The sequence below is a fragment of the Winslowiella toletana genome, from assembly GCF_017875465.1.
Classification (GTDB): domain Bacteria; phylum Pseudomonadota; class Gammaproteobacteria; order Enterobacterales; family Enterobacteriaceae; genus Erwinia; species Erwinia toletana.
The window spans coordinates 2,502,991-2,525,925 of the sequence record NZ_JAGGMQ010000001.1 but is presented as its reverse complement, the minus strand read 5'-3'; the positions used below and the strand labels follow the sequence as shown (position 1 = coordinate 2,525,925).

Genomic DNA, 22,935 nt, shown 5'->3' with positions numbered 1-22,935 from the left:
TGACGAAAAGCAAAGCCTTTCACGGTTTTGATCTCTATACTGTCTGGCAGACAACACTGTCTGATGGCAGTGCTACTTCAAAGTATCACGTTAAGCGTGGAGGATATGATGCGACATCCATTAGTGATGGGTAACTGGAAACTGAACGGCAACAAACATATGGTCAACGAGTTGATCGAAGGTCTGCGTAAAGAGCTGAGCACCGTTGATGGTTGCGGCGTTGCTATCGCACCACCGGCGCTGTACCTGGACCAGGCTAAACATGCCATTTCTGGTAGCTATATTGCTCTGGGCGCACAGAACGTCGACGTTAACCTGTCTGGCGCGTTCACCGGTGAAGTTTCCGCAGATATGCTGAAAGATATCGGCGCGAAATACATTATTATCGGCCACTCTGAGCGTCGTACTTACCATAAAGAGAGCGATGAGTTTATCGCGAAGAAATTTGCCGTGGTGAAAGCCGCAGGTCTGGTTCCGGTATTGTGCATCGGTGAAACCGAAGCAGAGAACGAAGCGGGCCAGACTGAAGAAGTATGCGCACGCCAGCTTGATGCAGTGCTGGAAACGCAGGGCGCAGCGGCGTTCGAAGGTGTGGTAGTGGCTTACGAGCCAGTATGGGCGATCGGCACCGGCAAATCCGCCACCCCGGCGCAGGCTCAGGCAGTACACAAATTTATTCGCGACCATATCGCGAAGAAAGATGCCGCTATTGCTAACCAGGTGATCATTCAGTACGGCGGTTCTGTTAACGATAAAAACGCAGCAGAACTGTTTACCCAGCCTGATATCGACGGCGCGCTGGTCGGTGGTGCTTCTCTGAAAGCAGACGCCTTTGCGGTCATCGTGAAAGCCGCTGCCGCAGCGAAGAAATAACCCCCACGGGGCGGCGCTATCGTCGTCCCCGTTATTTATGCCGCTTTATCGAGGATCTTACAGTTATGATCCTGCACCTCTTCTGCCGAACCACGATTTAACTTCAGCCAGTTACGCTCAATCGCCATCAGCACCAGACGGCCATCCGGCAATGCTGCCAGCGCCAGACCATATTTTCCCATTGCTGCATGCGCATCCGGCACTTCATCCGCCAGACGGATAAACGCGCTCTGCTGCGCCAGTTGTTCAACCGTCAACGCTCTGAGCAGATAAGGGTGGTTTAACAGGGTGGCAGATTGCCAGTGCTGACTTAATGACGGCGCCAGCTGATTGAGCTGCTGACGCACATCCGGCCGCAGACAAGAGATATGAATATGCAGCTGATTCTGCGTACGGCCATACTGCGAATTAATCGCCAGCGAAATTGCATTATCGGCAACCGGTGCGCCGCGCTTGTCGGCCATTAAGTGACGTTCCCGCCAGGATTGAAAAAAGAAGTTGGGTGTTCGCGAGTTAAGCAGCAGTGGGTTTTCGATACCGCTGATTCTGGCGACCGGCATCAGTAAATATTGCAGCGGCCCGTTGCGATCCTTCATGGTGACATAGCCCTGAGCCATATCAACATTCTCGCAAGGCGCGGGATTGCCATGTTGTTGCTGGCCTGGTACACATTTCTCACTGACGATTTGCCACAGCGCATCAGCATTTTTTTGAAAACTTAGCGCCGCGATCGCCAGACCTGCCACCAGTAGTGCAATGATCAGCGCGATCACCGTAGCCGCGCGATTTCTTCCGTGCATCAGCGTCACCTTTTAATCTTTTCACCCGGAAAAATAGTCGCCGAAGTGCCGATAAAAGTCACGCATTGCATAGTGACAGCAGCAGGCGGCAATCAATACCGCCTGCCCGGTGGCTAATTAACGCTTCATAATCTGATCGTAACTACCGCCTTCGGAAAAGTGGGTCTTCTGTGCAGCGGTCCAGCCGCCAAATTTACCATCAATGGTAAACAGATTGACCGGCTGGAAAGTACTGGCATATTTCTTCGCTACCGTAGCATCACGCGGGCGATAGTAGTTCTGCGCCGCGATCTCCTGACCTTCTGGCGAGTAGAGATACTTCAGGTACTCATCGGCCACTTTACGCGACTCGCGCTCGTCGACCACTTTATCGACGACAGAAACCGTTGGCTCCGCCAGAATCGATTCGCTTGGGGTGACAATCTCAAACTTATCTTTGCCCAGCTTATTTACCGCCAGGTAAGCTTCGTTTTCCCATGCAATCAGCACGTCGCCGATGCCACGCTCAACAAAGGTGTTAGTGGCGCCACGCGCACCGGAATCCTGTACTTCGACATTCTTAAACAGATCTTTGACAAACGCCTGTGCTTTCGCCTGATCGCCATGGTTCTTGTCCAGTGCATAGCCCCACGCCGCCAGATAGTTCCAGCGTGCACCGCCCGACGTTTTCGGATTTGGCGTAATCACCGCGACACCTGGCTTAATCAAATCTGGCCAGTCATGGATTTGCTTAGGATTGCCTTTGCGAACCAGGAATACGATGGTGGAGGTATAAGGTGCGGAGTTGTCTGGCAGACGTTTGATCCAGTTTTTATCAATGCGGCCACGTTCGGCAATGGCATCAACATCCGAAGCCAGCGCCAGCGTGACCACATCGGCTTTAATGCCGTTAATCACTGAGGTCGCCTGCTTGCCTGAACCACCGTGTGACTGGCGGATAACCACATTGTCACCGGTTTCCTGCTTGTAATGTGCGCTGAAAGCTTTGTTGTACTGCTCGTATAATTCACGCGTTGGATCGTAAGACACATTCAGCAGCTGAATATCTTTTGCCAGCACGCTGGTTGAAGCCAGTAACAGGGTAAAACCCACACTCCACTTATTCATCGCACACACTCCCAATGTTGTTATGCGAGAAGCGTGACACAAAGTTATCGGTGATTTAAAGAATTAAAAAGTAACCTTTATATCTTAATGGAATATATCTTTGCATAACAAAGGCGCTGAACCTGCAGCGCCTCTGTCTGAAACGCAATCAGTAGAGTTTTTTCGCCGTATCCAGCCAGTCGCCTTTAAACGGACGCTTCATATTTTCAATGGCATCAATAATGTCATGATGCACCATCTTCTCATTCTGAATACCGACACAACGTCCGCCATAGCCCTGCAACAGCAGTTCGATAGAGTAAGCGCCCATACGTGAGGCCAGAATACGGTCGTAGGCTACCGGCGCACCGCCACGCTGAATATGGCCCAGCACCGTGGCGCGAGTTTCACGTTTAGTTTCTGCTTCAATAAACTTCGCCAGATCATCGATATCACAGATATGCTCAGTGATCGCCACGATCGCATGCTTTTTACCTTTGGCGATGCCCGCTTTGATCTCCTCCACCAGCTCTTCACGGGTGTAAGGGATTTCCGGCAGCACGATAAACTCACAGCCGCCAGCAATCGCTGCCGCCAGCGTCAAATCGCCACAGTAACGGCCCATCACCTCTACAATCGAAATACGCTGGTGCGAGGAAGAGGTATCGCGCAGACGGTCAATTGCTTCAACTACCGTTTCCAGCGCGGTGAAATAGCCGATGGTGTAGTCAGTACCGGCAACGTCGTTATCAATGGTGCCTGGCAGGCCGATGCAGGGGAAACCCATCTCGGTCAGACGTTTGGCGCCCATATAGGAGCCATCGCCGCCAATCACCACCAGCGCATCAATGCCACGCTTTTTCATATTATCAATCGCGACCATACGCACTTCATCATTGCGGAACTCCGGAAAACGCGCGGAGCCGAGGAAAGTGCCGCCACGGTTAATCATATCGGACACGCTATAGCGATCGAGATTGGTCATGCGATCTTCATACAAGCCCAGATAGCCATCATAAATACCAAAAACTTCCAGACCTTCACTCAGTGCCGCGCGAACGACCCCACGAATAGCTGCGTTCATTCCCGGAGCGTCACCGCCACTTGTCAGTACACCGATTTTTTTGATCATGACAACCTCTGAACTTGTTGATGCAAAGTGATGAATTCAGTACGCCGGAAGGCCACGGCGCGTAAAAACAGATAGCGAGCTTATCGCCTGATAATGACACATAGTATATCAAACACTTCTGGCTGAATTGATTCAGGTCAGACAAGTTTCGGCAAAAATATCTGCTTAGCCTCTCGCTTTGAACTATTCATCCGCTATCTGCTTAATAACCTTAGGTTATAACTCGAAAAACCCCTGCCGCTCAGCCGGAACCACCGAACAGGGATCCTGGTGAATAATAATATCTGCTCCGGGAAACCGCCGCAGCAATGCCTGTTCAACCTGCTCGGCCACCAGATGTGCCTGCACCAGCGGCAGATGGTCATCCATCTCCAGATGGAGCTGGATAAAGCGCGTCGGACCCGACTGGCGCGTGCGTAACTCATGGGCGCCACTGACCCCAGGCCACGAAGAGACAATATCAATAATCTCATTACGTTCATCGTCGGGTAAAGCACGATCCAGTAAAGATTGTACCGCTTCGTAACCCATACGCAGCGCGCTATAGAGGATCCATACCCCGATACCCAGCGCAAACAGCGCATCGGCGCGTGAGAAACCATACCAGCTTAACGCCAGTGCGATCAAAATTGCGCCATTCATTACCACATCGGATTGATAGTGCAGCATATCAGCACGAATCGCCTGGCTGCGGGTTTTGCGCACCACCCAACGTTGAAAAGCCACCAGCCCCAGCGTGGAGAACAGCGCAATCACCGTCACAATTATCCCCACCAGTGGCGCATGCAGGGTTGCCGGCTGTGCAAGGTGCTGAATGCCGGTAAGAAACAGAAACAGTGCTGAACCAGAGATAAACATGCTTTGCGCCAGCGCCGCCAGCGACTCCGCTTTACCATGGCCAAACGTATGTTCAGCATCAGCCGGTTGCAGTGAGTAACGCACCACCAGCAGATTGGTCAGCGAGGCGGCGATATCGACCAGTGAATCGACCAGCGCTGCCAGCACGCTAACCGAGCCGGTATACCACCAGGCAAATATTTTGATAATGAGCAGTAGCGAAGCCAGAACCGTTGCCGCAACCGCTGCTGCATTAACCAGACGTGCATATTGAGGATTCATGCCGCACTCCGCAGGATATTGGCGTGTCAGTATACTGAAATTAAGGGGAAAAAAGCCCCGGCGTGTTTATCACACTATCAGCCAGCCCAGGCGATCAGATACGTTTTTCTGCCGGATATGCAGGCTGACAAAACATCTTAAGTCAGAAAAGCAACATATTCGCTGCACGCCCGTTAAATAGTGCCATTCCTCTGCGGATTTTTGCTAAATTGACCCTTATTCAACGTATGCCGCCGGCTGGTGTTATGATCTTGCTTCCCAATGATGACGAATATTTAAAGATCCGCAGCTTGCGCTTTGTTCGTCGCATGTTTCTGATGCGTCAGCTGGGAACATTTTTGTGCTTTTTTCCGATAATGTCAGTGCTGCTGGAAAACGGTGCCGGGAAAATCACATTAGTCATGCTGGGATTAAATGCTTTTCTGTGGCCCGCCGCCGCTTATCTGCTAAGCACCCGCTCGAAAGATCTGGTCAAGGTCGAACAACGCAGCCTGACCATCGATGCTTTGTGGGGTGGGATGTGGGTGGCGTTAATGGGCATCAGCCCCATCCCCTCTTGCGTCATTCTGGCGATTCAAATTTCTGACCGATACGCCGCGGGCGGATGGAAGCAGCTGAGGCCTGCGCTGTTCGCTTTCTGCCTGACGTTTATTATCGTCTGGTCCGCTACAGGATGCCCGATCCGTTTAAATTTCAGCGCGAAGACCGTCTGGCTTACGCTGCCGCTGGCCACCGTTTACCTGGTGGCGCTAAGTATCCTCTCACGCCAGCTGACCGTGCGGCTGCGTGATAAAAGCCGGGAGTTTGAGCGAGTAGCATTACTGGATCCCCGTCTGCATATTCCGAACCGCCGCCTGTTCGAACAGCGGCTGGCCAGCGCCTGGCTGCAATCGCAGCGGGGCACCCATACGGCATACCTGATGCTGCTGGATGTTGATAATTTTAAGCAGGTAAATGATAGCTACGGTCATGAGGTTGGTGATTTTTTGCTGGCTGAAGTCTCTGAGGCGTTGCGCGATGTCATCAGCGCAAAAGATGTGCCGGCAAGATTTGGCGGCGATGAGCTGGCGGTAATAATCCATCACAGTGATGAGCATAATGCTTTCCAGCTGGCCGCAAAGATGCTTGAGAGAATAGAGAAAATCCGCCTTCCCTGCGATGAAGTCTATCGCTGCACCGTCAGTATTGGTATCGCATCAGCAAAAGTGGCGACATCAGCGTCGGAATGGTTGCGCCACGCCGATCACGCGCTGTATGAGACCAAACGCGCCGGCAAAAACGGCTTCAGGATGTCTGACGGCCACATCAGTTTGCACAGTTTCCAGGAGCCAGGGGCAGAGGCTTAGTGATTCGGGCGTGAAAAAAGCAAAAAAGCCGCATTCTCCCCTCTTCCTCTTAAAAGGGGGAAATGCAGGGCATACGCCTGAGGAATGTTTTCCGCGTGGCGCGTTTTCTTTCTGATTCACTAATAAAAGCGCCGGGTGATGAAATATCGGCGGGCTTTTTAAACATGTTTCATAGCCATGCCCAGCAGCAGCGCTACTTTTTACGCTCAGACTCACTACCACTCGTCGGCGTCAGCCTTACGGCCTGAAGCCCGTTATAAACCTTCAATGCAGGTAGTTGTTAACGTTCATCCGCAAAATGAAGTGCTTACTTCCATATCGGTTGATGCGGATTACTCATTATCTCAATGCGCGCCTTCAGTTGCTATCGAGGCAGACATAAGCATAGACCCACTCATAGTGAGTTCTGTGTCATCAGCAGAACTGCCGTGAAGAGTTGCATATAGATAGCCTAAAAAGTGTTACATCAACAATCATATGCAAGTTTAATTATTATCAAAAAGAAGGTACTCTGTTACACGATCACAAAAAAAAGTAGCCCGGTTAGATGTTATGCCGTTTACTCTGCCGAATGAACGGCCTACGCATGCAGCCATTAGCGAAGTAAGACAGTTATAATGGGTGTTTTATGAGTTTCCTGCGCAAGATAAACAGAACCAAAAATAATTTTCTAAGGGAAATTAAGAAATCTGCATTAATTTCTTTTTTAAAAACACAACGTTTTGAACGGACATTTGATCCATTAGCCGTGCGCAAAGTGCTGTTACTGCGCCTGGACGATAAAATTGGTGATATGGTTGTTTCTACTGGTACTGCTCATCTTCTGGCGGAACGGGGGTATCACGTTTCTGTTCTCACCGGGCCTTTATGCTGCGAAATGTTGAGAAACTGTCCATACCTCGACAAGGTTATTCTTTATAAAAAAAGAATGTCTCTGAATGAGTTGCGGGCTGAGAAATTTGATGTAGTTATTGACGTTGACGACGTGCATGATTTCGAACGCCTTAAACTGGCGTGGCGTCTGAAAGCACGCCACCATGTTGGTTTCAACAAGAACGGCCTTAATATCTACAACATTCCCATTGAGTATCTCAATGAAGAGCAGCACATCACTGAGCGTCATAAGAAAATATTACGTTTGTTTAATGTCGATGCGGATATTATTCCCTATCGCCTCGGCACCAGCCATGACGAACGCAACAGAATTGAGCATAACTTAGACTACAGCAACAGTGATATTATTATTGCAATTAATCCATTCTCTGGTGCGGAAGATAAAGATTTCTCCGCCGGACAGATAATTGAGTTAATTGCTTTTATTCATTCGCTGAATCCCGCAATTAAAGTTGTCATGATTGGCCAGACTAAAAAGGTGCAATCTTTTGCTGATCAGGGTGCTTATGTTATGCAAAACAGCACCATCAATACAGCAATTGAAACTGTAAGAATATCTGACGTGGTAGTGAGTACTGATACTTCAATCGTACATATCGCAAATGCGATAAACCGCCAGCTCGTTTCGATTTATAACAAGAGAAAGTTAAAAGATACGGGGTTGTCAGGTTATAAAATCTGGGCGCCTAACTACGAGAGGGCAACGCAGATTGTGATTGAAGATGCTCAAGTGAGCGATTACGTCATCAGCAATGCATTTCCGTTTATTAAGGCTGCGGTTGAAGCATTAGAGCGCGATCTCTCTGGCGAAAATCACGAGAGGCATTGAGTAAGCGCAGAAGCATAAAACTTCTCAAGCCAGCCGGTGACCGCCAGTCACTTTATGATGAATGGTGGGAACATCAAAATCATGATAAAAAAAACCCCCTCATCATGAGGGGGAAGACAGGGATGGTGTCTATGGCAAGGAAAACAGGGATACTATGTTACTGGTTACTGCCGGTACTACTCACTGCCTGCAGCGATGAAGACTGCTGCACATTCGTTAGCTTGCGCATCTCTTTCATGCGCTGCTGATGTCGCTTTTCTAAAACGTCCTGCTGCTCGGGCGTTAACAGGTGATACATCTGGTTGCGAACGCGGGCCATTTCGACCTGCCTTTCAACCTGAGCTTGTGCTAACTTTTCTGCCAGAGCCTTGACGGCCGTTTCATTAAATTTGTCTGCAATGACTAAGTCATGCATGGTTTCTAAATCGCTAATACTAATGGGAGAACGCTCATGACGCGCTTGCTGCATCAGGTCTCGCATTTGCTGACGCTGCTGCTCTGTCAGATTGATGCCATCAAACATGTGACTTTGCGAATTTTGCGTCATACTGCGATTCGTCAATCCGTCGTCATCTTGATGCATCTCATCAATCGTCGTTACGTCTGCTGCCCATGCGCTGGAGAAACTGACTGCCATCGCTGAAACAATGACGACGGCGGTTAAGTTGCGCATCGTTCACTCCCGGTTATGTTTCCGTATTTCGATTCAACGAGGTCCAGTGTACGGAGATGGCTGCAAACTAGCGTCAGGGGGTGTAAAACTACGTAAAGCGATGGATTGAGGCCATGGGATCAAGGTATTTTGCCTGCGGAGGGAAATAAAAAATGAATAAAATCCTGTTGGTTGATGATGACCGCGAATTAACTTCGCTACTAAAAGAGTTGCTGGAAATGGAAGGGTTTGACGTGGTTGTCGCCAGCGATGGCGAGCAGGCGCTCAATATCCTCGACAGCTCCATCGATCTGTTATTACTTGATGTCATGATGCCGAAGAAAAACGGTATCGACACTTTGAAAGAATTACGCCAGCAGCATCAAACGCCAGTGATTATGCTGACAGCCCGCGGTAGCGAGCTGGACCGCGTTCTGGGGCTTGAACTGGGTGCAGATGACTATCTGCCTAAGCCATTCAACGATCGTGAACTGGTCGCGCGTATACGTGCGATTTTGCGGCGTTCGAACTGGAGTGAGCAACAACAGCAGCATGACAATAGCTCCCCGACGCTGGAAGTCGATTTTCTGCGCCTGAACCCAGGCCGCCAGGAAGCCAGCTTCGACGGCGTTACCCTCGATCTGACCGGCACTGAGTTCACTCTGCTTTACTTACTGGCGCAGCATCTCGGCCAGGTTGTATCGCGTGAACACTTAAGCCAGGAAGTGCTGGGTAAGCGCCTGACACCGTTTGATCGCGCTATTGATATGCATATTTCTAATCTTCGCCGCAAACTGCCTGAGCGCCGTGACGGGCATCCGTGGTTTAAAACGTTACGTGGACGCGGGTATTTAATGGTCTCCGCAACATGATAAGTAGTTTGACCACCCGCATCTTCGCCATCTTCTGGTTAACCCTGGCGCTGGTGTTGATGCTGGTACTGATGGTTCCAAAACTCGATTCCCGTCAAATGACCTCGCTGCTCGAAAGTGAGCAGCGCCAGGGAATCATGATTGAACAGCATGTTGAAGCCGAGCTGGGCCACGATCCACCAAACGATTTGATGTGGTGGCGTCGCCTGTTCCGCGCGATTGATAAGTGGGCGCCGCCTGGTCAGCGCCTGCTGCTGGTGACCAGTGAAGGTCGCGTTATTGGCGCCCAGCACAATGAAATGCAGATTATCCGCAACTTTATCGGCCAGTCTGATAATTCCGATCATCCGCAGAAAAAGAAATATGGCCGCGTGGAACTGGTTGGCCCTTTCTCGGTGCGCGACGGTGAAGATAATTATCAGCTGTATCTGATCCGCCCGGCGGGCAGCTCACAGCTGGATTTTATTAACCTGCTGTTTGACCGCCCGTTACTGTTACTGATTGTCACGATGCTTATCAGCTCCCCTCTGCTGCTGTGGCTGGCCTGGAGCCTGGCGAAACCTGCGCGTAAACTTAAGCATGCAGCAGATGAAGTCGCCAGCGGCAACCTGCGACAACATCCTGAGCTGGAGGCTGGTCCTCAGGAGTTCCTCGCCGCCGGTTCGAGCTTTAACCAGATGGTAAGCGCGCTGGAAAGAATGATGACCGCTCAGCAGCGCCTGCTGTCAGATATCTCCCATGAATTGCGCACGCCACTGACACGCCTGCAGCTGGCTACCGCCCTGATGCGTCGCCGTCAGGGAGAAGGCAAAGAACTGCAACGTATTGAGATGGAAGCCCAGCGTCTGGACGGCATGATTAACGACCTGCTAGTGCTGTCGCGGACTCAGCACAAAAATGCGCTGGTCAGTGAGGCAATGAAAGCCAACCAGCTATGGGCTGGCGTGCTGGACGACGCGAAATTTGAAGCCGAGCAGATGGGCAAAACGCTTGAGGTGCCCTACCCGCCAGGGCCATGGCCGCTGTACGGCAACCCCAATGCGCTGGACAGCGCACTGGAAAATATTGTGCGCAATGCACTGCGTTACTCACACACCCGAATTTCCGTCAGTTTTTCAGTAGATAATCAGGGTATTACCGTGCATGTCGATGACGATGGCCCGGGCGTCAGCGCGGAAGATCGCGAGCAAATCTTCCGTCCTTTCTACCGTACCGACGAAGCGCGCGATCGCGAATCGGGCGGCACCGGGCTGGGGCTGGCAATTGTTGAAACCGCCATTCAGCAGCATCGTGGCTGGGTGAAAGCTGATGACAGCCCGTTGGGCGGTTTACGTCTGACAATCTGGCTGCCGCTGTACTCCAGCCGTTAATATTTTGCTATCCTGCGGCCCTCGTTATTGAGGGCCGCTACCGATGTTAAATATCGTATTGTTTGAACCTGAAATCCCACCGAACACCGGCAATATTATTCGCCTGTGCGCCAATACTGGTTTCCAGCTGCATCTGATTGAACCCATGGGCTTTGCCTGGGACGATAAACGCCTGCGTCGCGCGGGTCTGGATTATCACGAATTTACGCATATTAAGCGTCATGCCAATTACAACGTTTTCCTCGCGGCAGAAGCGCCACAGCGGCTGTTTGCGCTGACTACCAAAGGTACGCCAGCACACAGTGCGGTGAGTTATCAGCCTGGGGATTACTTGCTGTTTGGCCCGGAGACCCGTGGTTTGCCCGCGACCATTCTTGATGCCCTGCCCGCGCAGCACAAGATTCGCATCCCGATGCAGCCTGACAGTCGCAGTATGAATTTGTCGAACGCGGTGTCAGTGGTGGTGTATGAAGCGTGGCGGCAACTGGATTACGCGGGGGCGGTGATTAAAACGTGACTAGCGGGCGGCGAGAAACCGCCCCGGAAAATCAGATGCCGTCGCCAAACTCAAAGCCAGACACCATACCGTTAAAGTGCTGATCCATTTCCATCGAGGGTTTCTCGCTGCCAGGCTTACCGACAATACGTGCTGGCACGCCCGCTGCCGTGGTATGTGGTGGGATCGGTTGTAACACCACCGAACCGGCGCCAATTTTCGCCCCGCGCCCCACTTCAATATTGCCGAGGATCTTAGCTCCGGCGCCAATCATCACCCCTTCACGAATCTTCGGATGGCGATCGCCGCTGGTTTTACCGGTACCGCCGAGGGTGACTGACTGCAGGATGGAAACATCGTTTTCCACCACCGCCGTCTCACCAATCACAATACCGGTAGCGTGGTCGAGCATAATGCCGTGACCGATGCGAGCGGCGGGATGGATATCGACCGCAAACGAGACTGAGATTTCATTTTGCAGATAGACCGCCAGTGCGCGACGCCCTTCATTCCATAGCCAGTGGCCAATGCGGTACGCCTGCAACGCGTGGAAGCCTTTCAGATAAAGCAGTGGCGTGGAGTATTTATCCACCGCCGGGTCACGCAGACGCACCGCCTGAATATCAAGGGCGGCCGACGCAATCATCGAAGGATCTCTGCTGTACGCTTCTTCAATAACTTCGCGAATGGCAATAGCAGGCATAATCGGGTTGGCAAGTTTATTCGCCAGCATATAGCTCAGCGCGCTGCCGAGATTTTCGTGCTTCAGCAATGTCGCATGGTAAAAACTGGCCAACATCGGCTCACAGTCCGCAAGTGTACGGGCTTCAGCTTTGATGTTATTCCAGACCAGTTCTAACTCTTCAGACGGCATTGCTCTCTCCCGATAAAAAAACAGCGCCCGGCAAAAACCGGTACGCTACAGGTGAAGGTGCTGTGCTTCCTGCATCAGCTGGTGCTGTTTTCGTCCTTCCTTGCGCGACCCAATAACGTCAATGCTGCCTCGCGGGCACTTTTTTCGCAATACAGCACCTGATAAATTTGCTCGGTAATTGGCATTTCTACGCCACAGCGAGCCGCTAACGCTTTGACTTCTTTCGTATTGCGGTAACCTTCCACTACCTGACCGATGGTGTTCTGGGCGCTCTCAACATCCACACCCTGCCCCAGCATCATACCAAAACGACGATTACGCGACTGATTGTCGGTACAGGTCAGCACCAGATCGCCCAATCCCGCCATACCCATAAAAGTAACCGGATCGGCGCCCAGTGCGGTTCCGAGGCGCGTCATTTCCGTCAATCCACGGGTAATCAGCGCGGTGCGCGCATTAGCGCCAAAGCCGATGCCATCGGAAATACCGGCGCCAATCGCAATCACGTTTTTCACTGCGCCGCCCAGCTGCACACCGATAAAATCCGGATTGTTGTAGACGCGGAAGCTTTTTCCGCAGTGCAACAGCTGCTGCAGATCTTCAGCAAATTGTGTATCTGTCGCCGCCAGCGCAATAGCCGTGGGTAAACCCGCCGCCAGCTCTTTGGCAAAGGTTGGCCCGGAGATCACTGCCAGCGGAATGGCATCGCCGAGGATCTCACGCGCCACATCCTGCAACAGACGACCTGTCTCTTTTTCCAGCCCTTTGGTTGCCCAGACGATGCGTGAATCCGCACGCAAAAACGGCTTAATCTGACGCAGAACATCACCAAACACATGGCTCGGCACCACCACCAGTAAATCACGGCTGGCGGCAATGGCGTGCTGGAGATCGCTCTCTAACAGCAGTGTATCGGGAAAGGGCACATCGGGAAGGAAAGCAACATTACAGCGATCGGCTTGCAGTTGCGCCTGGTGCTGCGGATTGTGGCCCCACAACAACACATTGTGGCCGTTACGGGCCAGCGTAATTGCCAGTGCGGTGCCGTACGAGCCGGCACCGATAACGGTCATAGACGCGTTAAGATTTTTCATCAGGCATCCTGACGGGGTTCTGCACCTTCACCCTGCTGCTGCAGATAGTTCATAAACAGCGCATCGAAGTTTACTGGCGCAAGGTTCAACTGCGGGAAAGTACCGCGCGAAACCAGGCTGGTGATGCACTCGCGCGCATACGGGAACAGAATGTTCGGGCAATATGCGCCAAGACAATGTGCCATCTGGTTGCCGTCGATACCGGAGATGCTGAAGATACCTGCCTGCTGCACTTCACACAGGAATGCAGAATCTTCTTCAACCGTAGCCGTTACGGTAACACGCAGAACGACTTCAAAAACGCCATCCGCCAGCTGGCTGGATGCAGTGTCCAGATCCAGTTTCACTTCCGGTTCCCACTCTTTCTGGAAAACCTGTGGCGCGTTTGGCGCTTCAAAAGAGATATCTTTAGTGTAAATACGCTGAATCTGGAAAGACATTTCGCTGGAGCTTTGTTCTGACATTTTACTCAATCCTATTGGTTAATAATCCATCATCGCGCTGGCGGAGCATCATTTCAACAGCGGGTCGAGCCCTGCGCGTCCATCCAACGCATACAAGTCGTCACAGCCACCAATGTGCTGCGCATCGATAAAAATTTGAGGTACGGTCGTCCGGCCGCTACGTTTAATCATCTCTTCCCGCTTATCGGCATCGCCATCAATGGGGATTTCCTGAAACGCCACGCCTTTCTCACTTAACAGTGCTTTTGCACGATGACAAAAAGGGCAGGTCGCTTTGGTATAGAGCTCTACGTTAGCCATTTACAGTACCTCGAATCGGTTATTTTCCACGAACGAGGGGCAGATTATCGCCGCTCCAGCCCGCAACACCTTCTTTAAGTACCGATACCTGAGCAAATCCGGCAGCACTCAGCTGGGCCGCCGACTCTGCTGCCGAGGTTCCGGTAGCGCAAACGACAATCACAGGCTGCGCTTTATGCTTTTCCAGCTCGCCTAAATTGCCTTTCTTAATATCTGCCGCCACCACGTTCAGGGCGCCAGAGATATGACCTTTACGATAGTCATCACGTGAACGAACGTCGACCACAACTGCATCTTCTTTATTGATCTGACGTGTCGCTTCGCCACGACTGATGGTTTTTACTTTAGAGAACATGCCTTTAACTGTGGTCACGATCACCAAAACCAGCAAGACAACCCACGCCATACCTAATATTGGGTGATTGCTTGCGAATTGCATAATTTCTTGCATGAGGGGTAACAACTCCCAACCGGGTTAATAAGCTAAAACAAGGTTTCTGAGTATACCTGCGCCACTTCTCATGTACAGTCGCGAAGGCGCCAGAGTTACGTTTTATGCGGTAGATTCCAAAAAAAAGTGTGATCACACTGAAAATGGATATTGCTGGCCGCGCTGTTGCGTTCCTGAGCAGCTTTGTATAGCAGCCCGGATAAGCCTGGCATTTGTAAGTAAAGGTTTCGCCGCTTTCAGTCAGGGAAGCGGGATTAATGCGGATTTTATGATGTTAACCACCGGTTGCGCCGCTGCTTTTGCCACGGCCATCTGGCTGACTGCTGCATTACTCAACACCGCCAAATGTGCTGGCCACGCCCGATCATCACCATGCTGCCACCACCAGAAATGGAAATCCCCAAAGAGATGACTGGTAAGCCGCTGTTCATCGTGGAATAATCCTTCCCCATGCGGGAAAAAGCGACAGTTTCATCTTTACGGACCCGGGGTAACGGATTGGCCAGCCGCGTATCGTCACTCTCAAGATTGTCCACACTGTCCGCCAGCGTATTATGCGCTGGCGTTTTGCTGCTGCCTTTTTATAGCCAGGCGGCCGACGACAGTAAGTCTCAGCTTAAATCCATCCAGCAGGACATCGCGGAGAAGGAAAAGAGCGTCAAACTGCAAAAGCAGCAACGTAGTCAGCTGCTTAATCAATTGCAGAGCCAGGAAAAAAGCATCGCTGAAGCCAGCCGCAAGCTGCGCAGCACACAAATTTCGCTGACCTCACTGAATAAAGAGATCGAGGCGTTAAACGCGTCGATCAGCAGACTGCAAAAACAGCAGATTGAGCAGGAAAAACTGCTCGCACAGCAGCTGGACGCCGCATTCCGCCAGGGTCAGCATAACGGTTTGCAACTGGTACTGAGCGGCGAAGAGAGCCAGCGCAGCGAACGTATCCTTGCCTATTTCGGTTACCTGAACGACGCGCGCCAGAAAAATATCGACGATTTACAGCAGACGCGTAGTGAATTAACGGCGCAGAAAGCGTCGCTGGTCGATAAACAGGCGCAACAGAAATCCCTGCTTGGCGAGCAGCAAAACCAGCAGACCAGACTGGAACAGGCGCGTGTCGCGCGTCAGAAAACCATTACTACGCTGGAATCGTCGCTGGAAAAAGATCAGGCCCAGCTGACAGAGATGCGTCAGAACCAGGCGCGCCTGCAGGATAAGATCGCTAAAGCCGAGCGCGAAGCCCGCGCCCGTGCCGAACGTGAAGCGAAAGAAGCGGAACGTGTTCGTGCCCGCCAGCAACAGGCGAAAAGTAAAGGCACCACCTACAAGCCAACAGAGAGCGAGCGCTCACTGATGTCACGTACCGGGGGGCTGGGTCGCGCCGGAGGCCAGGCGGTATGGCCGGTGCGCGGCAATATCGAGCATCGCTTTGGCGAAGCCATGCAGGGCGAGCTACGCTGGAAAGGCCTGGTGATTAACGCACCGGAAGGCACCGAAGTAAAAGCCATCGCCGATGGTCGTGTGTTAATGGCCGACTGGTTGCAGGGCTACGGTCTGGTAGTCGTAGTCGAACACGGTAAAGGCGATATGAGCCTCTATGGCTACAACCAAAGTGCATTGGTGAGCGTGGGAACCCAGGTTAAGGCAGGAGAGCCAATCGCGCTGGTCGGTACCAGCGGCGGCCGGGGCACGCCTTCACTCTATTTTGAAATCAGACGACAAGGACAGGCCGTCAATCCACTGCCGTGGTTAGGAAGATAAGTCTTGTTTCAGCGCTTAAAACTCACCGGACTCCTGAGCAGTCTGTTATTTACCTGCTCAGCCCATGCCGGGAAACTGGCTATCGTTATTGACGATTTCGGTTATCGTCCCGCCCAGGAAAATCAGGTTTTGCAGATGCCGCCAGCGATTTCCGTCGCCGTACTGCCAAACGCTCCCCATGCCCGCGAGATGGCGACCAAAGCTCATCAACGCGGCCATGAAGTCCTGATCCATCTGCCAATGGCGCCACTCAGCAAGCAACCGCTGGAAAAAGATACCTTACACCCGGAGATGAGCAGCGCCGAGATCGCACGCATTATCAGTGACGCGGTGAAGAGCGTCCCTTATGCGGTCGGTCTGAACAATCATATGGGTAGCGCCATGACGTCCAGCCTGCCTGGCATGCAGAAAGTGATGCAGGTGCTCGATCACTATAACTTTTACTTTCTCGACAGCATGACTATCGCCAACAGTCAGTCCACGCGTGCGGCGGCGGGAACCAGCGTGAAAGTGATTAAACGCCGTGTCTTCCTTGACGACAGTCAGAATGAAGCTGAGATCCGCAAGCAGTTCACCCGCGCGGTGCGGCTTGCCCGGCGCGATGGTTCAGCTATCGCTATCGGCCATCCCCATCCGACCACGGTAAAAGTGTTGCAGCAGATGCTGCCGACGCTGCCAGCGGATATTACGCTGGTGCGCCCGGGTCAGTTGCTTAACGAACCGCAACGCATCAACAACAAGCCGCTGCCGCCGGAAAGCAAACCGGCTAAGCCGCGTAATCCGTTCCATGGCGGTGAGCTGTGCATCAATAAAAACGCCACGCAGCCAGTGCCGGCCACCCGTGTGCTCGGCGTGATTGGCGACAGCATTGCCGACAGTTATCCGGTAAAAACGCTGAAAAAACTGTTCTGATTTGGCATGGGCGGCGATAACGCCGCCCATTGACCGGCAAAATCAATCCCAGCTCAATACCACTTTGCCGGACTGACCGGAACGCATATCGTCAAACCCCTGCTGAAACTGATCAATGCTGTAGCGATGGGTAATAATCGGCGTTAAATCAAGGCCGGACTGAATCAACGCCGCCATTTTGTACCAGGTTTCAAACATCTCGCGACCATAGATGCCTTTAATAAACAGCCCTTTAAAGATCACCTGATTCCAGTCGATCGACATCTCCGAAGGCGGAATACCCAACAGCGCAATCCTGCCGCCGTGATTCATCGCCGCCAGCAGCGTACGAAACGCCGGTGGTGCGCCGGACATCTCCAGTCCGACATCAAACCCTTCGGTCATTCCCAGCTCGCCCATGATTTTATTCAGGTTTTCCTGATTAACATTCACTGCGCGCGTCACACCCATTTTGCGCGCCAGCTCAAGACGATAGTCATTGACGTCGGTGATCACCACATGGCGTGCGCCCACATGTTTGCAGACCGCCGCGGCCATAATGCCGATTGGTCCGGCTCCTGAGATCAGCACATCTTCACCGACTAAATCGAAAGAGAGCGCCGTATGGACCGCGTTGCCAAAGGGATCGAAAATCGCCGCCAGCTCATCGGAGATATTGTCGGGAATTTTAAAGGCGTTAAAAGCCGGGATCACCAGGTACTCGGCAAAACACCCCTGACGATTAACGCCAACCCCGATGGCATTACGACATAAATGGGTACGCCCGGCGCGACAGTTACGGCAGTGACCACAGGTGATATGGCCTTCGCCTGAGACGCGATCGCCGATCTGGTAGCCATTCACCTCCTGGCCAATCGCCACCACTTCCCCAACATACTCATGGCCGACAATCATCGGCACCGGAATCGTCTTTTGCGACCATTCATCCCAGTTGTAGATATGCACATCAGTGCCGCAGATGGCGGTTTTGCGGATTTTAATCAGCAGATCGTTATGGCCCGGCTGCGGAATCGGCGCTTCGGTCATCCAGATGCCAGCTTCCGCCTTTAGTTTCGCCAGTGCTCTCATCGCCTCACCTCTCAGCCAATAACGTTAAGTTGCTTACCAATCCGCGTAAACGCCTCTACCGCGCGCACCAGCTGCTGCTGGCTATGGCCAGCTGAAATTTGAGTACGGATACGCGCCGCGCCTTTCGGCACCACTGGATAGAAGAAACCGGTGACATAAATCCCCTCCTGTTGCAGCAGGCGCGCAAACTCCTGCGCCACTGTCGCCTCACCCAGCATCACCGGAATAATCGCGTGATCGGCGCCAGCAAGGGTAAATCCGGCTTTGGTCATCTCTTCACGGAAGTAACGGACGTTATTCCACAGGCGCTGACGCAGGCCATCACCTTCGGCCAGCATATCCAGCACGCGGATTGAGGCAGCCACAATTGCCGGCGCCAGCGAGTTGGAGAACAGATAGGGCCGTGAACGTTGACGCAGCCACTCCACCACCTCTTTTTTGGCTGCGGTATAGCCACCGGATGCGCCGCCGAGCGCTTTACCCAGCGTGCCGGTAATAATATCGACGCGACCCATCACTTCGCAGTATTCATGGGTGCCGCGTCCGCTGGCGCCGACAAAACCGACGGCATGGGAGTCATCCACCATCACCAGCGCGTCGTACCGATCAGCCAGATCGCAAATGCCCTGCAGATTGGCAATAATACCGTCCATGGAGAAGACGCCATCGGTGGCAATCATAATATGTCGTGCGCCCGCCGTTTTCGCTTCTTCCAGCCGCGCCTGCAGCTCCCCCATATCATTATTAGCGTAGCGATAACGTCTGGCTTTACACAGACGCACGCCATCAATAATCGAGGCATGATTTAATGCATCCGAGATAATGGCGTCTTCAGCGCCCAGCAGTGTCTCAAACAGGCCGCCATTGGCGTCGAAGCAGGAGGAGTAGAGAATGGCGTCTTCCATACCGAGAAATTCTGCCAGCCGTTTTTCCAGCTGTTTATGGCTATCCTGAGTGCCGCAGATAAAGCGCACCGAAGCCATGCCAAAGCCATGGCTGTCCATGCCCTCTTTGGCCGCCAGAATCAGCGCCGGATGATTCGCCAGCCCGAGATAATTATTGGCGCAAAAATTGATGACATGATGCCCGTCGCCTGTTTCGATATCAGCCTGTTGTGGCGAAGTAATAATGCGTTCTTCTTTGAACAGACCTTCCTGACGGCTTTCCGCCAGTTGATCGTTGATTTGACGATAAAAATTCCTGCTCATGTTTGCCCTCCATTATTAGCCAACCTCTGGCACATATTACTGAAGAGAAGCGACTTAAACGATAAATCACCATACCGATTGTCAATTTTGCAGCATATATCACGCCATCAGACATCAGTTACATTCCGTTACGGACTCATCTGGCTGTCTGCCCGCCAATGAAATGTTATGATGAGTGTTATAAGCGTATGAAACCTCCTGTTTCATGCCACTGTTCAAGGTTAAGGTTAAGCTCATGATTATCGTGACTGGCGGCGCTGGCTTTATTGGCAGCAATATTGTTAAAGCGCTCAATAACGACGGCTTTAATGACATCCTGGTAGTGGATAACCTGAAAGACGGCACCAAGTTCGTCAATCTGGTGGATTTAGATATCACTGACTATATGGATAAAGAAGATTTTATCGCCAGCGTGGTCGCCGGCGATGACTTCGGCACCATTGAAGCGGTATTCCATGAAGGCGCCTGCTCTTCCACCACCGAGTGGGATGGCAAGTATATGATGGATAACAACTATCAGTACTCTAAAGAGCTGCTGCACTTCTGTCTGGAGCGTGAAATCCCGTTCCTCTACGCCTCTTCCGCCGCCACTTACGGTGGTCGCAACACCGACTTTATTGAAGAGCGTCAGTATGAGCAGCCGCTAAACGTCTACGGCTACTCCAAAGTGCTGTTTGACCAGTATGTGCGTCAGATTCTGCCGGAAGCTGAATCGCAGATTTGTGGTTTCCGTTACTTCAACGTTTATGGTCCGCGTGAGGGCCATAAAGGCAGCATGGCCAGTGTGGCTTTCCACCTGAACACTCAGCTGAATAACGGCGAAAATCCGAAACTGTTTGAAGGCAGCGACGGCTTTAAACGCGACTTTATCTACGTTGAAGACGTGGCGGCGGTGAATCTGTGGTTCTGGAAAAATGGCGTTTCCGGCATTTTCAACTGCGGTACCGGCCGTGCCGAATCCTTCCAGGAAGTGGCGGACGCTGCACTGAATTATCACCAGAAAGGTGAAATTGAATACGTGCCATTCCCGGAAAAACTGAAAGGACGTTACCAGGCATTCACCCTCGCCGATCTGACTAAGCTGCGGGCTGCGGGCTATGACAAGCCGTTTAAAACGGTGGCGGAAGGTGTAGCAGAATATATGGCCTGGCTGAACCGCGACGCATAACGCATATCACGCATAAGGAAGGCAATCTCGTCGATGAAAATTCTGGTGATCGGGCCGTCATGGGTCGGCGACATGATGATGTCGCAAAGTCTGTATCGCACGCTGAAGGCTGCATATCCTGAGGCGGTGATTGACGTGATGGCGCCTGCGTGGTGCCGTCCCCTGCTGTCCCGCATGCCGGAAGTTAACGAGGCGCTGGCGATGCCGCTGGGACACGGCGCACTGGAAATTGCCGAGCGCCGTCGCCTGGGTAAAGCGCTAAGCGTTCAGGGCTATGATCGTGCCTATGTACTGCCTAATTCGTTTAAATCGGCGTTAGTGCCCTTCTTCGCTGGCATCAGACAGCGCATCGGCTGGCGTGGTGAAATGCGCTACGGCCTGCTGAATGATCTGCGCGTGCTGGATAAACCGGCCTTCCCGTTAATGGTCGAGCGCTATGTGGCGCTTGCTTATGACAAGGACCGGATTAAAACCGCACGCGATCTGCCACAGCCGTTGCTTTGGCCGCAGCTGCAGGTCAGTGACGCGGAAAAAGTGACCACCGCGGCTGCTTTTGCGCTCACCACTGAGCGCCCGGCCATCGGTTTTTGTCCCGGCGCCGAATTTGGCCCGGCCAAACGCTGGCCACATTATCACTATGCAGCGCTGGCGCAGCAGCTGATTGAACAAGGTAAGCAGGTGCTGCTGTTTGGCTCGGCGAAAGATCATGAAACCGGCGAGCAGATAATTCAGTCACTACCGGAAGCGGCGCGTCCATTCTGCCGTAATCTGGCCGGTGAAACTCAGCTGGAGCAGGCGGTGATTCTGCTGGCTCACTGCAGTGCCGTGGTCAGTAATGATTCGGGTCTGATGCATATTGCCGCGGCGCTTAATCGTCCACTGGTGGCGCTGTATGGCCCCAGCAGCCCGGACTTTACCCCGCCGTTGTCGCAGCAGGCGCGCGTTATCCGCCTGATTACCGGCTACCACAAAGTTCGCAAAGGTGATGCCGAACAGGGTTATCACCAGAGCTTGATTGATATTCAGCCCGCTCGCGTTATGGCTGAGCTGGAAAACCTGCTCGCACCGGGCCAGGAGAGTTAATGCAGGTTCTGATTGTTAAAACGTCATCGATGGGCGATGTTCTGCATACGCTGCCAGCGCTGACCGATGCGATGCATGCCATTCCGGGCATCCGCTTTGACTGGGCAGTGGAGGAGGGCTTTGCCCAAATCCCCTCATGGCATCCGGCCGTTGACCGCGTGTTGCCAGTGGCGATTCGTCGCTGGCGCAAACACTGGTTTGGCAGCCAGCAGCGTGAAGAGCGCGTGCAGTTTAAACGCGAGCTGCAATCACGCAGCTATGATGTAGTGATCGATGCCCAGGGTTTGATCAAAAGCGCGGCGCTGGTTACCCGTCTGGCAAAAGGCGTTAAGCATGGCCAGGACAGTCGCAGCGCACGTGAACCTTTCGCCAGCTGGTGGTATGACAAACGCCACGAAATTGATAAGCATCAGCATGCGGTTGAACGCACGCGCGAACTGTTCGCCAAAAGTCTGGGCTACGAAAAACCCACCACCTCTGGCGATTACGGCATTGCGGCGCATTTTCTGGCGGAACCGCCGATCGATACCCATCCGTACCTGGTGTTTTTGCATGCCACTACCCGTGACAGCAAGCACTGGCCGGAACTGCAGTGGCGCGAGCTGATCGGTTTAGTTGCCGCTTCCGGGTTGCGCATTAAACTGCCGTGGGGCGCCGAGCATGAACGTCAGCGCGCAGAGCGGCTGGCGGAAGGTTTTGACCACGTTGATGTATTACCGAAACTGACGCTGGAAGAAGTGGCGCGAACCCTGGCCGGTGCTAAAGCGGTAGTGTCTGTTGATACCGGTTTAAGCCATTTAACCGCGGCGCTCGACCGTCCCAATATCACGCTGTATGGCCCTACGGATCCTGGTCTGATTGGGGGGTATGGGAAGAATCAGTTTGTGGTGAAAGCCGAAGACCAAAAGATAGCCTCAATTAGTTCTGAAAACGTGATGCAAAAACTTGTGACGTTGTTTTAACGCCAGAAGATGAACAAATCCTTCATCCGATGTTAAAACTGGCAAAAGATTCTTCATATTTATAGGGGAAGTTTGATGGACACTTTTTAGCCGCCCTGTAAAATCAGCAAAATTGGGCGCTGCG

At 52.5% G+C, this 22,935-nt stretch carries 24 protein-coding genes; 11 read left to right on the top strand and 13 right to left on the bottom strand.

The window, feature by feature from the left end:
- Positions 1-108 precede the first annotated feature (108 nt).
- Entirely contained in the window at positions 109-873 is a 765-nt protein-coding gene (gene tpiA / locus J2125_RS11795; protein ID WP_026111753.1) for a triose-phosphate isomerase, read from the top strand.
- Between the two features lie 35 nt (positions 874-908).
- On the opposite strand, the gene J2125_RS11790 is transcribed toward tpiA, so the two are convergent.
- The 4 genes from J2125_RS11790 to fieF form a co-directional block, all read right to left on the bottom strand.
- Positions 909-1,673, bottom strand: coding sequence for a CDP-diacylglycerol diphosphatase (locus tag J2125_RS11790; protein WP_017801537.1), 765 nt, complete (start codon positions 1,671-1,673; stop codon positions 909-911).
- Between the two features lie 117 nt (positions 1,674-1,790).
- Complete coding sequence (locus J2125_RS11785; protein ID WP_026111754.1) at positions 1,791-2,780, bottom strand: sulfate ABC transporter substrate-binding protein; 990 nt, start codon at positions 2,778-2,780, stop codon at positions 1,791-1,793.
- Between the two features lie 148 nt (positions 2,781-2,928).
- Complete coding sequence (pfkA, locus tag J2125_RS11780) at positions 2,929-3,891, bottom strand: 6-phosphofructokinase (protein WP_017801539.1); 963 nt, start codon at positions 3,889-3,891, stop codon at positions 2,929-2,931.
- A 216-nt stretch (positions 3,892-4,107) separates the two neighbouring features.
- Positions 4,108-5,010 (bottom strand): CDF family cation-efflux transporter FieF, encoded by a 903-nt coding sequence (gene fieF, locus J2125_RS11775; protein ID WP_017801540.1) that lies wholly within the window; start codon positions 5,008-5,010, stop codon positions 4,108-4,110.
- Positions 5,011-5,255: 245 nt separating this feature from the next.
- Here fieF and J2125_RS11770 point away from each other — a divergent pair, with 245 nt between their 5' ends.
- Both J2125_RS11770 and J2125_RS11765 read left to right on the top strand, forming a co-directional pair.
- Positions 5,256-6,356 (top strand): diguanylate cyclase, encoded by a 1,101-nt coding sequence (locus J2125_RS11770; RefSeq protein WP_040462470.1) that lies wholly within the window; start codon positions 5,256-5,258, stop codon positions 6,354-6,356.
- A 628-nt stretch (positions 6,357-6,984) separates the two neighbouring features.
- Positions 6,985-8,079 carry a glycosyltransferase family 9 protein gene (locus J2125_RS11765; RefSeq protein WP_026111755.1) on the top strand — a complete coding sequence of 365 codons (1,095 nt, stop codon included), beginning with the start codon at positions 6,985-6,987 and terminating at the stop codon, positions 8,077-8,079.
- Positions 8,080-8,236: 157 nt separating this feature from the next.
- Here J2125_RS11765 and cpxP read toward each other — a convergent pair whose 3' ends face one another.
- Entirely contained in the window at positions 8,237-8,752 is a 516-nt protein-coding gene (gene cpxP, locus J2125_RS11760) for a cell-envelope stress modulator CpxP (protein WP_017801543.1), read from the bottom strand.
- A 152-nt stretch (positions 8,753-8,904) separates the two neighbouring features.
- Here cpxP and cpxR point away from each other — a divergent pair, with 152 nt between their 5' ends.
- From cpxR to trmL, 3 genes are read left to right on the top strand one after another with little or no spacing between them, the layout of a single operon-like run.
- On the top strand, positions 8,905-9,603 hold the full coding sequence (gene cpxR, locus J2125_RS11755) for an envelope stress response regulator transcription factor CpxR (protein WP_017801544.1): 699 nt from the start codon (positions 8,905-8,907) through the stop codon (positions 9,601-9,603).
- Entirely contained in the window at positions 9,600-10,973 is a 1,374-nt protein-coding gene (gene cpxA, locus J2125_RS11750; RefSeq protein WP_017801545.1) for an envelope stress sensor histidine kinase CpxA, read from the top strand. The genes cpxR and cpxA overlap by 4 nt, the downstream gene beginning before the upstream one ends.
- A gap of 43 nt (positions 10,974-11,016) precedes the next feature.
- On the top strand, positions 11,017-11,490 hold the full coding sequence (gene trmL, locus J2125_RS11745) for a tRNA (uridine(34)/cytosine(34)/5-carboxymethylaminomethyluridine(34)-2'-O)-methyltransferase TrmL (protein ID WP_017801546.1): 474 nt from the start codon (positions 11,017-11,019) through the stop codon (positions 11,488-11,490).
- A 31-nt stretch (positions 11,491-11,521) separates the two neighbouring features.
- Here the strand turns inward: trmL and cysE are convergent, their stop codons facing one another.
- The 6 genes from cysE to J2125_RS11715 form a co-directional block, all read right to left on the bottom strand.
- Positions 11,522-12,343, bottom strand: a complete 822-nt coding sequence (gene cysE / locus J2125_RS11740; RefSeq protein WP_017801547.1) for a serine O-acetyltransferase — start codon at positions 12,341-12,343, stop codon at positions 11,522-11,524.
- Positions 12,344-12,417: 74 nt separating this feature from the next.
- Positions 12,418-13,437: an NAD(P)H-dependent glycerol-3-phosphate dehydrogenase gene (gene gpsA, locus J2125_RS11735; RefSeq protein WP_017801548.1), complete on the bottom strand. Its 1,020-nt coding sequence runs from the start codon at positions 13,435-13,437 to the stop codon at positions 12,418-12,420.
- Positions 13,437-13,901 (bottom strand): protein-export chaperone SecB, encoded by a 465-nt coding sequence (gene secB / locus J2125_RS11730; protein WP_017801549.1) that lies wholly within the window; start codon positions 13,899-13,901, stop codon positions 13,437-13,439. Before secB ends, gpsA begins: the two co-directional genes overlap by 1 nt.
- A 48-nt stretch (positions 13,902-13,949) precedes the next feature.
- Positions 13,950-14,201, bottom strand: coding sequence for a glutaredoxin 3 (gene grxC, locus J2125_RS11725; protein ID WP_017801550.1), 252 nt, complete (start codon positions 14,199-14,201; stop codon positions 13,950-13,952).
- Between the two features lie 19 nt (positions 14,202-14,220).
- The gene (locus J2125_RS11720) at positions 14,221-14,652 is read right to left on the bottom strand and encodes a rhodanese-like domain-containing protein (protein WP_026111756.1); all 432 of its coding nucleotides are present in this window, start codon (positions 14,650-14,652) and stop codon (positions 14,221-14,223) included.
- A gap of 332 nt (positions 14,653-14,984) precedes the next feature.
- Positions 14,985-15,188 (bottom strand): hypothetical protein, encoded by a 204-nt coding sequence (locus J2125_RS11715; protein WP_198510903.1) that lies wholly within the window; start codon positions 15,186-15,188, stop codon positions 14,985-14,987.
- Between J2125_RS11715 and envC the strand changes: the two genes are divergently transcribed.
- Both envC and J2125_RS11705 read left to right on the top strand, forming a co-directional pair.
- A complete protein-coding gene (gene envC / locus J2125_RS11710) occupies positions 15,103-16,410 on the top strand; it encodes a murein hydrolase activator EnvC (protein ID WP_026111757.1) in 1,308 nt (435 codons plus the stop codon). The genes J2125_RS11715 and envC overlap by 86 nt on opposite strands.
- Positions 16,411-16,413: 3 nt before the next feature.
- The gene (locus J2125_RS11705) at positions 16,414-17,322 is read left to right on the top strand and encodes a divergent polysaccharide deacetylase family protein (protein WP_017801553.1); all 909 of its coding nucleotides are present in this window, start codon (positions 16,414-16,416) and stop codon (positions 17,320-17,322) included.
- A gap of 42 nt (positions 17,323-17,364) precedes the next feature.
- On the opposite strand, the gene tdh is transcribed toward J2125_RS11705, so the two are convergent.
- Both tdh and kbl read right to left on the bottom strand, forming a co-directional pair.
- Complete coding sequence (tdh, locus tag J2125_RS11700) at positions 17,365-18,390, bottom strand: L-threonine 3-dehydrogenase (RefSeq protein ID WP_017801554.1); 1,026 nt, start codon at positions 18,388-18,390, stop codon at positions 17,365-17,367.
- A gap of 11 nt (positions 18,391-18,401) precedes the next feature.
- Positions 18,402-19,598 (bottom strand): glycine C-acetyltransferase, encoded by a 1,197-nt coding sequence (kbl, locus tag J2125_RS11695; RefSeq protein WP_017801555.1) that lies wholly within the window; start codon positions 19,596-19,598, stop codon positions 18,402-18,404.
- Positions 19,599-19,833: 235 nt separating this feature from the next.
- Between kbl and rfaD the strand changes: the two genes are divergently transcribed.
- The 3 genes from rfaD to rfaC are packed head-to-tail and all read left to right on the top strand — an operon-like array spanning position 19,834 to position 22,811.
- Positions 19,834-20,766 carry an ADP-glyceromanno-heptose 6-epimerase gene (rfaD, locus tag J2125_RS11690; RefSeq protein WP_017801556.1) on the top strand — a complete coding sequence of 311 codons (933 nt, stop codon included), beginning with the start codon at positions 19,834-19,836 and terminating at the stop codon, positions 20,764-20,766.
- A 33-nt stretch (positions 20,767-20,799) separates the two neighbouring features.
- Positions 20,800-21,849, top strand: a complete 1,050-nt coding sequence (rfaF, locus tag J2125_RS11685) for an ADP-heptose--LPS heptosyltransferase RfaF (protein WP_017801557.1) — start codon at positions 20,800-20,802, stop codon at positions 21,847-21,849.
- Complete coding sequence (gene rfaC, locus J2125_RS11680) at positions 21,849-22,811, top strand: lipopolysaccharide heptosyltransferase RfaC (RefSeq protein WP_017801558.1); 963 nt, start codon at positions 21,849-21,851, stop codon at positions 22,809-22,811. The genes rfaF and rfaC overlap by 1 nt, the downstream gene beginning before the upstream one ends.
- Positions 22,812-22,935: the final 124 nt, after the last annotated feature.